11 protein-coding genes are annotated in these 12,343 nt (G+C 62.7%); 7 read left to right on the top strand and 4 right to left on the bottom strand.

Annotated elements, in window-relative coordinates; genetic code table 11:
* Nucleotides 1–5: 5 nt before the first annotated feature.
* The 4 genes from GH769_RS24685 to GH769_RS24670 are packed head-to-tail and all read right to left on the bottom strand — an operon-like array spanning nt 6 to nt 4,119.
* On the bottom strand, nt 6–449 hold the full coding sequence (locus GH769_RS24685; RefSeq protein ID WP_014720581.1) for a hypothetical protein: 444 nt from the start codon (nt 447–449) through the stop codon (nt 6–8).
* Nucleotides 439–1,737, bottom strand: coding sequence for a phosphatase PAP2/dual specificity phosphatase family protein (locus GH769_RS24680; protein ID WP_032901857.1), 1,299 nt, complete (start codon nt 1,735–1,737; stop codon nt 439–441). Before GH769_RS24680 ends, GH769_RS24685 begins: the two co-directional genes overlap by 11 nt.
* Before the next feature lie 2 nt (nt 1,738–1,739).
* Nucleotides 1,740–3,488 (bottom strand): bifunctional alpha/beta hydrolase/class I SAM-dependent methyltransferase, encoded by a 1,749-nt coding sequence (locus GH769_RS24675; RefSeq protein WP_020302038.1) that lies wholly within the window; start codon nt 3,486–3,488, stop codon nt 1,740–1,742.
* 10 nt (nt 3,489–3,498) lie between these two features.
* On the bottom strand, nt 3,499–4,119 hold the full coding sequence (locus tag GH769_RS24670; protein WP_032901858.1) for a CDP-alcohol phosphatidyltransferase family protein: 621 nt from the start codon (nt 4,117–4,119) through the stop codon (nt 3,499–3,501).
* Nucleotides 4,120–4,428: 309 nt separating this feature from the next.
* Between GH769_RS24670 and hflK (GH769_RS24665) the strand changes: the two genes are divergently transcribed.
* From hflK (GH769_RS24665) to GH769_RS24635, 7 genes are all read left to right on the top strand, one after another.
* Nucleotides 4,429–6,354, top strand: coding sequence for a protease modulator HflK (gene hflK / locus GH769_RS24665; protein WP_020302039.1), 1,926 nt, complete (start codon nt 4,429–4,431; stop codon nt 6,352–6,354).
* Between the two features lie 12 nt (nt 6,355–6,366).
* Entirely contained in the window at nt 6,367–7,365 is a 999-nt protein-coding gene (gene hflC, locus GH769_RS24660) for a protease modulator HflC (RefSeq protein ID WP_032901859.1), read from the top strand.
* Nucleotides 7,362–8,396: a protease modulator HflK gene (hflK, locus tag GH769_RS24655; RefSeq protein ID WP_014720575.1), complete on the top strand. Its 1,035-nt coding sequence runs from the start codon at nt 7,362–7,364 to the stop codon at nt 8,394–8,396. The genes hflC and hflK (GH769_RS24655) overlap by 4 nt, the downstream gene beginning before the upstream one ends.
* Complete coding sequence (locus GH769_RS24650) at nt 8,393–10,279, top strand: cation-translocating P-type ATPase (RefSeq protein WP_032901860.1); 1,887 nt, start codon at nt 8,393–8,395, stop codon at nt 10,277–10,279. The genes hflK (GH769_RS24655) and GH769_RS24650 overlap by 4 nt, the downstream gene beginning before the upstream one ends.
* A 116-nt stretch (nt 10,280–10,395) precedes the next feature.
* Nucleotides 10,396–10,647 carry a hypothetical protein gene (locus GH769_RS24645; RefSeq protein ID WP_020302041.1) on the top strand — a complete coding sequence of 84 codons (252 nt, stop codon included), beginning with the start codon at nt 10,396–10,398 and terminating at the stop codon, nt 10,645–10,647.
* 67 nt (nt 10,648–10,714) lie between these two features.
* Nucleotides 10,715–11,560 carry a DUF692 domain-containing protein gene (locus GH769_RS24640; RefSeq protein WP_014720573.1) on the top strand — a complete coding sequence of 282 codons (846 nt, stop codon included), beginning with the start codon at nt 10,715–10,717 and terminating at the stop codon, nt 11,558–11,560.
* Entirely contained in the window at nt 11,551–12,339 is a 789-nt protein-coding gene (locus GH769_RS24635; protein WP_032901861.1) for a DNA-binding domain-containing protein, read from the top strand. The genes GH769_RS24640 and GH769_RS24635 overlap by 10 nt, the downstream gene beginning before the upstream one ends.
* Nucleotides 12,340–12,343: the final 4 nt, after the last annotated feature.

Below are 12,343 nucleotides of genomic sequence, written 5' to 3'. Positions count from 1 at the left end.
ATTCCTTATCCGGCAAAAGGCAGCCAAGGGCTGGCAAGGATGACGCCCAGGGTCAGCAGCGCTTGCGCGCCCAGTAGCCAGGCTTGTTTACGCAACAGTTTGAGAGCGCCGCGCCGGCGTTCGCTCCATGGCCGACCGGCTCGCTTGGGCAATTGCAGGCCAAGGGTTTGCAAGGCTTGGTCAAGGTCTGGCGTGCGGGTAACGTCGCGGGCCAGCAAGGCGAACAGATCGGCGTCAAAGGCCACCCGTAGCGCCCAGTATTTTTGCAGCAGGCCCAGCACGATCATCCACAGGGCCAGCAGCAGGCAGGTCGTCGAAATACTGGCCAACAACAGTTGGGCAAGGCCGAACAGTACGCCGAGCAACGTCAGGCCTGTGGATAACTGATCCAGGGAACGGCCACGACGTAGCAGGCTGGCGACTACCTGGAGTTCCATATCAGCGGGCATAATGCAAACCCTCCAACGCTTTACGGTGTGCGGGGTGCAGGACCACAGTGGCCCGTGCTGTACGAATAATAGCCAGTGCTTGGTCAACCGTTGCGGCGCGCCCGGTGGTCAGCAGCCAGGCGGCGACGGCAGTCGCGCTACGGGAATAACCGAGGGCGCAGCACACCAGCAAGGGGCCACTCATTCGCAGACGTTCAATGGCGTGCGCGGCCTTCAGGCATTCGTCGGCTGTCGGGGTGATCAGGTCCAGTACCGGCACGCAGGCATAAGCACGGCCCTGTGGATTAATCGGCAGTTCGGCACACAGATCGACAATGGCTTTGAACGGGCCTTGCTCAGAGGTTGTAGGAACACGCCCCAGCCAGACGTTATCCACAATCAGATCCGGCTGTGGATGTTTGCGTGTCCACAGCCGCGAATTGGTCCACGCCCCTGCCAAGTAAGGCGCATACAGCCAGCGAGCGGCAGGCGTCAGGCGGCCATTTGTACGTTTTTGAAAGCCCGGCGCGCCGATCACCAGGTAGTTGGCGCTGATCAAGCCGAGGGAAACCGCTGGCCACAGCAACCACAGCCAGCCGCCGCGAAGTAACAAACCCAGCGTCAGCAGTACTATCGCACCCAGCCCATAGCGAACAGCCAGGCGCCAGCGTTGGGTATCGCGCGTTAACCGGGCACTCAACAATGGGCTCGGGTGTTCCACCGGCCATAACCACACGCACAACCACCCCGCGAGGGCGCCTGTGGGTAAGTCGATAAAGTGATGTTGATAAGTAGTCAGCACCGAGATGCCGATCAGCGCAAACCAGCCATGCACCACCCAGCGCCAAATCCCCTGGGTGTGCCGCTGATACATGACCCACAGGATCACCAGCAGCGCGATATGCAGTGAAGGCGCCTGGTTGAACGGTTTGTCGAAACCGGCCAGCACGGCGAACAGCCAGCCGAACACACCGTCCAGTTCCGGTCGCTCGAAGGTGAAGCGCAATGGCCAGATCAGGAAGCAACTCACGGCAATCACCTGCGCACTCAGCAGGCGCAGTGCATGTTGTTTCAACTCATGCCGTGTATTGGGCAGCAGCAGGGAGAAGCCGTAGAGCAGGTCGATGGACCAGTAGGGCACGATGGTCCAGGCCCAGAACGGCATGTGTGTTTCCCAGCCGAACACCAGGGTGCCGACGTCGCTGCGCTGGCTGGTGACCCAGGTGGCAAAGCCATAGGTGCTGAAAAACAGCGGCGCCAACAGCAGCAGCCAGAGCACCGCAGGTTTCAATAAACCGGGCTCGCGCATGTTCAGATCTTCTGTGCCAGGGACACGGTGAAAATGCCCCACTCATCCACGCGCTGGGTGATCTTGCGAAAGCCCGCCGCTTCGACGAGTTGGTCCATTTCCGCCTGGCTGCGCCGGCGCATCACCCAGGCCTGGCCCTGACGGTGGCTGGTGAGCGCACGGGCAATCAGCTCCAACTGCGGGTGCCACGGCTGCCCGGTGTAGACCAGGTAACCACCTGGCTCCACGGCTTCGGCCAAGCCCGCCAGCGAGCCGCCGACCATGGCGTTATCGGCGAACAATTCGTACAGGCCGGATACCACGGCCAGCGTCGGCTTAGGGGCCAGGGCAGCCAGGTCAGCGCGGTCGAACGCATCGCCTTTGACGAACTGGGCGATGTCCCCCAGGCCCTTCTCGCGAATCAGCGCGCCACCGTCGCGCACGTTGATGTCGCTGTAGTCGCGCAGCAGGATCGATTCCGGCAGCGGCGATACGCCTTGCAAGGCTTCCAGGATGTAGCGGCCGTGGCCGGCGGCGATGTCGACAATGCGCACTTCGCGTTGGTCATCACGCAGCTTGGCCATGGCCAGGCGCAGCAGTTCCTCGACATTAAGCTTGCGCTGGCGAATACCGCGCCAGCCGATGGAATTGAGGTAGTTGGTATCGATCATCCGCCCCAGCCCGCCCTTGCCGGTAGGCTTATTGCGATACACGTAGTCCAGGGTGCTGCCGGAATCGAAGCCGGTGTCGAAGCCCAGCTTCACCCCATCCGACAGGTTCTTGCCCAGGCCCATGCTGGCGCGGGTCATGCGCCAGTACAGGTCGCGCAGTGAATTGCGTGGCAACGGCGCGGCGAGGGATTCGGATTCGGCGCACGTGGCGCCAAGTTTGTCTGCATCCAGTAAAGAAGCGCGGTCCAGCGGGTGGGCGAAGTTCTGCAAGATAAAGCGCTTGGCGCTGGTCACAGCCACGATGCGATCACGTTCGCCGAGGGTGTCGTGAAAAAAGCCGGGGAGGATATGCAGCTCTTTTTTAAGGCTGCCGAGGCGGTCGAAGAACTGCTGCTGGGGTTTACGGTGCACCACAAAGTCGGAGCCCGAAATAAGCAGTTGGGTGGGCACCTGGATCGCCTGGGCATCGGCTACAACCCGGTCGGCGGCTTCGTACAGGCCCAGCAGCACATTCACCGAGATGGCCTTGGTGATCAAGGGGTCGCTGTCGTAGGACGCCACCCGTTCCGGATCATGGCTGAGGAACTTGGCCTTGACGTAGCTGTTGACGAAAAAGTTGCCGCGAAACTTGCGCATCAGTGCCAGGCCCGGGCGGGCGAGGGGCACATACAGCTTGACCTTGAAGGCTGGCGAGGCGAGCACCAGGGCGCGGATTTTTGGCGCGTAATCATGAACCCAGGTGGCCGCAATCACCGCGCCGACGCTTTGGGCGATGACGGCGATGTCTTCCTCTTCGATGCTGTAGGTGGCATTGATGTGATCACAGAACGTCTGCACGTCGCGGGCGCTGGTGGCAAAGCTGGGGCTGTCGCCGCGCTCGCCTGGGGATTGGCCGTGGCCACGGGCGTCCCAGGCGAAGAAGTCGAATTCAGGCAGGCCCAGTTCATCCACCAGGTGGGCAATACGCCCCGAATGCTCATGGCCGCGATGGAACAACAGGATCGCCTTGCGCGGCCCGGCGCCTGCCGTGGCCGGCCAGTGCCGGTAGAAAAGCTCGACGCCATCATGGGTACTGAAGGTGTGCTCTTGCTGTTCGCGCATCGCAAAATCCTTATGCAGAAGGGAGAGATTGTTGTTCTTTGAGGCCCTGACGCACCCGGTTGACCAAGGTATAGGCGAGCAGGGCGGCCACCAGCCACATCACCGCCTCGACCCAACCGGCGCCGAGCCAGCCCAGCGCCACGCCAGTGGCCAACACACCGAGTACGAACGCCCGATCACTCTTGCCCATGGGCCCGTCATAACGGCGCGACGCGCCCACCATCGGCCCCAGCACCCCGGCGTATTCGCTGAATACCGCCAGCAGCGTCACCAGCAGCACCGGCGCCAGGCTCACATCGGGGATCAATGCAAAGGGCAGGATCAGCGCGCTATCGGCGATCACGTCGCACAATTCATTGAGGTAAGCACCGAGGCGCGACTGTTGGCCGAATTCCCGGGCCAGCATGCCATCGATGGCATTGAGCGCCATGCGCACAATCATCCACAGCGGGATCAGCGCAAACAGCCAGAGGTGTCGGGCAAAGCCCGCGATCAACAGCCCCACCAGCAGGGAAACAACCCCGGCCAGCACGGTGATCTGGTTGGCGGTGGTGCCGTTGTCATAAAGGCGCTGCACGAGAGGCCGCAGCAGGTTTTGAAAACGCGGTTTGAGTTGGTAGATGGAAATCATGGGGGTGGCGCTTCCTTGTCCGTGAACCCGCGAAAAACTGTTTTGGAGTGTGCCGACTAATCGCAGCCGACACCAGTGATGGCTCGTGTTTATAGGGGGTTAGTCACAATCAGAAGAACACCATCAGAACAAATGTGGGAGGGGGCTTGCCCCCGATTGCGGTGTACCAGTAACTAATCAGTCGTTGACACACTGCTATCGGGGGCAAGCCCCCTCCCACATGGGATTCAGGGTGAATTCAAAAGCGAACAAAAATTTCACGCTTCGTGTTATATCGTAACGAATTGTGTACAAGTGGGCGTTGAGCAGATGCAAGTGGATCTAGAGGCTGACGGGGCTTCGGTTGAAGGCCTCGCGCGTTTTCAGCAGGGGCTGTTCCACGCCCGTCGATTGCGCCAAGCCGGTATCGGCCTGACAACCCTGGCCCTCAGTGGTTGGATATTGGCGCTGTTCGTAGCGTTGTTTGCCCCGCTGTCGATCTGGCCGGTGGTATTGATCAACTGCGCGTCGGCCTTACTGCTGCTGGTGGCCGGTTTGCAGTCGGCCTGGTGGGTGGCCGATTGGCGTGCCCAGGTGCTGGAAGCGCCGAGCGGTGAAGCGGTCGAACAATCCATCGAGACCACACCCTGGCATAAGGGCCTGATCAACCGGTTCGGCAACGGCCTGTTGGCGCAGATTGGCGCGCCGGTGCTGTGGTTGGGCGGCTGGTCGCTGTTGGCGCTGGTCAGCATCCTGCAGTTCTGGAACCTGGGCTTGCCCGCTGCCGCCATCGGGCAGTCGGCAAGTATTGGCGCAGCGCTCGCTTTGGCCCTGGCGTTTGGCCTGTTGGTATTCGAACGCCGTTTGGCCCAGGAAACCGCTGCCCAATGGCCGGAAGCCTCACAGTTGGCGCAGTTGAGCCGGATGGCAATTATTTGCCTGGTGCTCAGCGCGATCTGCCTGCTGTTTGCCAATGCGGAGTCGGTCTGGCCGTTGCGCCTGGCCACTCTCATCGGGCTGTTGCCAGCGTTGGTAGCGTTGGAGTTCCTGCTCAGGGGCGTGCTGTCGCTGTTCAGCCCGCGTCAGCCGCGCCTTGAGCCGCGCTTGATGGCGCAGAGTTTCATTGCCGGCCTGCTGCGTTGGCCGCCTCAGCCCTTGCTGGCGTTGCAGCATGAGTTGCACAACCGCTTTGGCATCGACCTGCGCCAGATCTGGGCCTTTACCTACATGCGCCGGGCGTTTTTCCCGGTGTTGCTGGTGGTGCTGGCGGTAGGTTGGGCGCTGACCGGTCTGCATGAAGTGCCCCTGCAAGGCCGTGGGATTTACGAGCGTTTTGGTAAACCGGTCGAGGTGTTCGGCCCCGGCCTGCATGCCGGTTTGCCGTGGCCGTTGGGCCGCGTGCTGAACGTGGAAAACGGCGTGGTGCATGAGCTGGCGACCAGCGTCAGTGACGCCGCCACACCGCAGCTGGCCGCCGCCGAAGGCCCGGCGCCGTTGATCGCCAACCGCCTGTGGGACGCCAGCCATGTGAATGACAAATCCCAGGTCATTGCCAGCAGCAGTGGCGACAAGCAGGGCTTCCAGATCGTCAACATGGACGTGCGCTTTGTCTACCGTATCGGCCTCACCGATCAGGCCGCGCTTGCCGCCACCTACAACAGCGCGGATATCCCGACCCTGATCCGCAGCACCGCCAGCCGCATCCTGGTGCACGATTTTGCCTCGCGCACCCTGGATGAATTGCTCGGGGAAGAGCGCACCAGCCTCGCGGACGAGATTGGTCGTAGCGTGCAAGCCGACCTGCAAACCCTCGACAGCGGAGTGGAAATCCTCGCCACGGTGGTCGAGGCGATCCACCCGCCGGCCGGTGCCGCCAATGCTTATCACGGTGTGCAGGCCGCGCAGATCGGCGCCCAGGCGCTGATCGCCCGTGAACGCGGTGCAGCCAGCGAACAGACCAACCAGGCGCTGCTTCAAGCCAGTACCGCCCGCGATCAGGCCCAGGCCAGTGCCCGCGAAGTGAATGCCGGCGCCCAAGCAGCGAACCTGCGCTTTGCCGCCGAACAAAAGGCCTACGCCGCTGCGGGCCAAGCCTTCGTGCTGGAACAGTACCTGGGCCAACTGAGCCAGGGCCTGGCCCAGGCCAAGCTGCTTATTCTGGATCATCGTTTGGGTGCCGACAGTGCGCCGACGATCGATCTGCGTTCTTTTACCTTGCCCGCCGACCCGTCGGCGCCGCGCAAAGCCGTTCAATAAGGAGTCTGTCTGTTGAGCGTTCATTCCCACGATCATGATCACGGTCATCACCACCATCACGGCCACCACCATCACCATCACGGCGATGAGCAGGCGGCCGGGCCTTTTCCCTGGCGTCGCATGGCGTGGGCGGTGTTGCTGGTGCTGTTTGCCGTGGCAGCGGCAAGCCTGGTGCAAGTGCGTTCCGGTGAGGCCACGGTGATTACCCGCTTCGGCAACCCGGCGCGCGTGCTGCTGGAGCCGGGCCTGGGCTGGCGCTGGCCGGCACCGTTCGAAGCGGCGATCCCGGTGGACCTGCGTCTGCGCACCACCTCCAGCGGCCTGCAGGATGTGGGCACCCGCGATGGCTTGCGGATTATTGTGCAGGCCTATGTGGCGTGGCAGGTGCAGGGCGATGCCGACAACGTGCAGCGCTTTATGCGTGCGGTGCAGAACCAGCCGGATGAGGCGGCGCGGCAGATTCGTACCTTTGTCGGCTCGGCGCTAGAAACCACGGCGGCCAGTTTTGACCTGTCCAGCTTGATCAACACCGACGCCAGCCAAGTGCGCATCGCCGATTTTGAAGCGCAGTTGCGCCAGCAGATTGATCAACAATTGCTCACCACCTATGGTGTGCGCGTGGCGCAGGTCGGTATCGAGCGTTTGACGTTGCCATCGGTGACCCTCACCGCCACGGTTGACCGCATGCGCGCCGAGCGTGAAACCATCGCCACCGAACGCACCGCCGTGGGTAAGCGCGAAGCGGCGCAGATCCGCTCCGCTGCCGAGCGAGATGCGCGCATCATGCAGGCCGATGCCACCGTGAAAGCCGCCGATATCGAAGCGCAGTCGCGGGTTGAAGCCGCGCAGATTTATGGCCGCGCCTACGCTGGCAATCCGCAGCTGTACAACCTGCTGCGTTCGCTGGATACCTTGGGCACGGTGGTCACGCCGGGGACCAAGATCATCCTGCGCACCGACGCCGCGCCGTTCCGCGCCCTGGTGGATGGGCCGAAGGACCTGCAGCCATGAGCGAGCCTGAAAGCCCGGACAGCCCGTGGATCCAGGCCGGGCGCCTGACGTTCCTGGCACTGTACGCGGTCACCGTATTGGCGGCGTTGGCCTGGGCCTTTTCCAATGTGCGCCAGATCGACCCGCAGAATCGCGCCGTGGTCTTGCACTTCGGCGCCCTTGATCGCATTCAGAACGCCGGGTTGTTGCTGGCCTGGCCGCAACCTTTTGAGCAAGTCATCCTGCTGCCAGCGGCCGACCGGGTGATCGAACGCCGGGTGGAAAACCTGCTGCGTTCCGACGCGGCGTTGCAGGCCGATCGCGTGGCCAGTTTCGCCACGCCGTTAAGCGATGCCCTGGCCGGTTCCGGCTACCTGCTGACCGGTGATGCCGGGGTGGTGCAACTGGACGTGCGGGTGTTCTACAAGGTGACCGAGCCCTACGCCTTTGTGTTGCAGGGCGACCACGTGCTGCCTGCCCTGGACAGACTGGTGACACGCAGCGCCGTGGCCCTCACCGCTGCGCGGGATCTGGACACCATCCTGGTAGCCCGCCCGGAACTGATCGGCAGCGACAATGGCGCCGCCGAACGGCGTGAGCGGCTGCGCGGCGACCTGGTGCAAGGCATCAACAAACGCCTGGCGGAGTTGGCGGCCAGCGGCTTGGGGCTGGGTATCGAAGCCACCCGCGTCGATGTGCAGTCGAGCCTGCCTGGGCCTGCGGTGAATGCGTTCAACGCGGTACTGACCGCCAGCCAGCAAGCCGATAAAGCCGTGGCCAACGCCCGCACTGAAGCGGAAAAACTCACCCAGACCGCCAACCAGGAAGCTGATCGCCAGGTGCAAGTCGCCCATGCCCAGGCCAGTGAGCGCTTGGCCAATGCCCAGGCGCAGACCGCTACCGTTGCCAGCCTGGCCCAGGTCAAAGATCCCGGTTTGCTGTTGCGCCTGTACCGTGAACGCTTGCCGAAGATTCTCGGCCAGGCCGGTTCAGTGACCACCGTCGATCCCAAAGACGACTCCCGCTTGATCATCCAGGGAGCCGAACAATGAGCGCACCCATGCTGACCTCTGCCGAACAGCGCAGCGCTGCCCGGCAATTGACCTTGGCGATGCTCGCCCTGGGCTTGCTCGTGCTGGGCCTGGTGTGGCGCTGGCTCGCGCCCGACCAGAGCGGCGTCAGCCAGTTGCTGCTGGGCGTGGCATCCCTGCTGGTGGCGGTGCCGGTGATGCGTTCGGCCTGGTACAGCCTGCGCTTTCCGAGCCTGCACGGCATCACCGATCAATTGATCGCCCTGGCCATGCTCGGCGCCTGGGCCACCGGTGATCTGCTCACCGCCGCGTTGCTGCCGATCATCATGATCTTCGGCCATGTGCTGGAAGAGCGCAGCGTGATTGGCTCCCAGGAAGCGATCCATGCCCTGGGCAAACTCACCCGCAGCCATGCACGCCTGGTGCAGGCGGACGGCAGCATCACCGAAGTGGATAACGGCACCTTGAACACCGGCGATATCGTCGAAGTGCGTGCCGGTGACCGCGTGCCGGCCGATGGCGTGGTGTTGTCCGGCCAGGCGAGCCTGGACACGGCGCCGATCACCGGCGAGTCGGTGCCGTTGGAAGCCAGCGTGGGCGTGCAGGTGTTTGGTGGGGCGATCAACCTCGATGGCCTGCTGCGCCTTGAGGTCACGCGCACCGGTAACGAATCGACGTTGGGCAAAGTTATTGCGCTGATGCAGAACGCCGAGCGGTCCAAGCCACCGATCACCCGGCTGCTGGAGCGTTATGCCGGCAGCTACATGGTGCTTGTGTTGCTGCTGGCGGCCGTCACCTGGTTTGTCACCAATGACGCCCAGGCGATGCTCGCGGTACTCGTGGCTGCGTGCCCCTGTGCCTTGGTGCTGTCGGCACCGGCCACGGCGATTGCCGGGATTGCCGTGGCGGCGCGCCATGGCATCCTGATTCGCAGCTCGGCGTTCCTCGAAGAACTGGCCGACCTGACATCACTGGTGGTCGACAAGACCGGCACCCTGACCTTTGGCACCCTGCGCTTGCAGTCCATCGAGACTACCGCGCCGGATCGCCAAAAGCTGCTGAACCTGGCGGCCAGCCTTGGTTCGGCAAGCAGTCACCCGGTCAGCCGAGCGTTGGCGGGGTTGGCGAGCCAGGAGCAGATGCGGGTGCTTAGCGACATCCGCGAGCGTCAGGGCCTGGGCGTGGTCGCCCAGACCGAGCAGGGCGAAGCGGCGCTAGGGCGGCCGGAGTTATTTGAACAGTTGGGCATCGTCACCACCGCCGTGCCCGCCCATGATGGCCCGATTGCCGGGCTGGCGTTGAACGGCGAGTTCCTCGCCTGGCTGCTGTTGGCCGACAGCGTCAAACCCGAAGCGCGCCAGGCCCTGCAAGAGCTGCGTGACTTGGGCCTGGGCCGCCAACTGCTGCTGACCGGCGACCGCCAAAGCGTGGCCGACAGCCTGGCGCTGGACGTGGGCATCAGTGATGTCGAAGCCCAAGCGCTGCCGGAAGACAAGCTCAACCGCGTGCTGGGCGAAATCAGCAGTGGCTTCCGGCCAATGGTGGTGGGCGATGGCATCAACGACTCCCTGGCGCTCAAGGCCGGCGTGGTCGGCGTGGCCATGGGCGCGGGCGGTGCCGACATCGCCCTGGCCTCGGCGGACGTGGTGCTGATCGGCAGCGACTTGCGCCGCTTGGGCACCTGTGTGCGCTTGAGTCGCCAGTGCCGGCAGACGTTGCAGGTCAATGTGATCATTGGCTTGGGCTGGACACTGGCCATCGTGGTGTTCGCCGCATTTGGCTGGCTGGGGGCGGCGGGCGCGATGATCGCGGCGGTGCTGCATAACCTCAGCACCTTGTTGGTATTGGGGAACGCCGGGCGTTTACTGCGCTTCCAGGAGCCGCTGTTGAAGCTCGACGAATAATTTCAGAAATATTTGCACACGGCTGTAACGCCGACAGGGGGCCTCACTCTAGTGCTGTGTCGAGACTGAACAATCCGTTCAGATCGGCTCCACTACTGATCATGAGGAATACAACAATGAGCATTAAATCCGCTGCTGCTGGTGCCGCCCTCGCAATGGCCGCTGCTTCTCTGTTCGCGGGTGTGGCCACCCAGGTACAAGCGGCAGACGCCACCGTTCACTGCTACGGCGTGACCTCCTGCAAAGGTATGAACGACTGCAAAACCAAGGACCACGCGTGCAAGGGCCAGGGCGAGTGTAAAGGGATGGGCTTCAAGGCCATGACCAAATCGGCCTGCGACGCCGCTGGCGGTACAGTCGGCGAGTAACCGGCCAACGAATGCAACCGCGGCGGCTGCCTGCCACCGCTGCGGACACTTTGCCCTGGAGTGAGTCATGTCCGCGTCCCTTCCAAGTCTGGGTTACGGCCTGGGTTTACGCAGTGAGTACTACCACCAGATCCTTGAACAGTCGCCGGCCGTGGATTGGTTCGAAGTGATCTCCGAGAATTACCTGGTGCAGGGCGGCAAGGCCTTGTACTACCTGGATGCGATAGCCGAGCGTTACCCCTTGGTGATGCACGGTGTGTCGTTGTCCATCGGCGGGCCACATGCCCTCGATATGGATTACCTGAATCACATCAAACAGCTCGCAGAGCGCATTCAGCCGGCATGGATTTCCGATCACCTGTGCTGGAGCCGCGGCAGCGCGCACCAGTTACATGATTTGTTACCCCTGCCTTACACCGAAGAAAGCCTTTACCACGTGGCCGGCCGTGTACGTCAGGTGCAGGACGTGTTGCAGCGCCCGCTGGTACTGGAAAATGTCTCCAGCTACGTGCGTTCCAAGGCGGATGAATTCACCGAGTGGGAGTTCCTCAACGCCTTGGCCCACCTGAGCGGATGCCAGTTGCTGCTGGACGTCAACAATGTCTACGTCAGCGCACGTAACCATGGTTTTGATGCCTGGACCTTCATTCGCAACCTGCCACCCGAAAGCATTCGCCAGCTGCATTTGGCAGGGCATATGGACTATGGCGACTATGTGGTCGATACCCATGACCATCCAGTGTGCGACCCGGTGTGGGCGCTGTATCAGCAGACTCTCGAACATCTGGGCCCCGTGTCGACGTTACTGGAACGCGATGACCATTTTCCACCCTTCGAAGAATTACTCACCGAGTTGAACAAAGCCCGTGAGTTGGGTGCCAGCGCCTTGGCCCGGAGAGCGTTATGCGCCTGATCGACTGGCAGTTGGCGTTTGAACAGCATCTATTATCCGAAGCGCCCCCGGCCAACAGTGGCTTTGCCGCTACCTTGCTGGGAGGGCCGACGTTGGATGTGGACACCGGCCTGGCGATTTACCACAACGCCTACCTGTCGCGTCTGCAAGAGGTACTGCGCCATGATTTCGGTGCCATCTGGTATTGGCTGGGAGATGAGCAGTTTTGCTCGCTGACCGAGGCCTACATCCGCCGTTATCCCTCGGCCCATTACAGCGTGCGCTGGTTGGGCGAGCGCTTTGCGATGTTTATCGTTGAGCATTTCATGGCTGCGCAAAGTGCGCCTTTGGCTGAGTTGGCACGTCTGGAGTGGGCGTTCACCTTGGCGTTTGACGCCGCCGAAGGGGAGCCGCTAACCTTGAATGGCATGGCGCATCTGGCGCCTGAAGACTGGCCCACCTTACAGGTTGCGCTGGCGCCTTCGGTGCAGCAGTTGCTTTGCCGTTTCAACACGGTGGCGATCTGGCGAGCCAGCAAGGATGAGTCGGATTTCCCCGGCAGCCAGGCGCTGGAGCCGGCGCAGATCTGCCTGGTGTGGCGCAACCAGAACCGCTGCCACTACCGCAGCCTGGAAGCCGCTGAAGCCTGTGCGCTGTCGGGCATGGTGACCATGGGCTGGAATTTTTCAGAACTGTGTACTGAGCTGACGGTCACTTATTCAGAGGGGGCGTCGCTGCAAGCGGCCACTTGGCTGAAACAGTGGGTCCAGGAAGGTTTGCTCGAGCGCCGAGCGCCATAGAAGG

The sequence above is a fragment of the Pseudomonas sp. CFSAN084952 genome, from assembly GCF_009648855.1.
In the GTDB taxonomy this organism is placed as follows: Bacteria; Pseudomonadota; Gammaproteobacteria; order Pseudomonadales; family Pseudomonadaceae; genus Aquipseudomonas; species Aquipseudomonas paracarnis.
The sequence above is the reverse complement of the archived record's forward strand: the minus strand, read 5'-3'. Positions and strand labels throughout refer to the sequence as shown.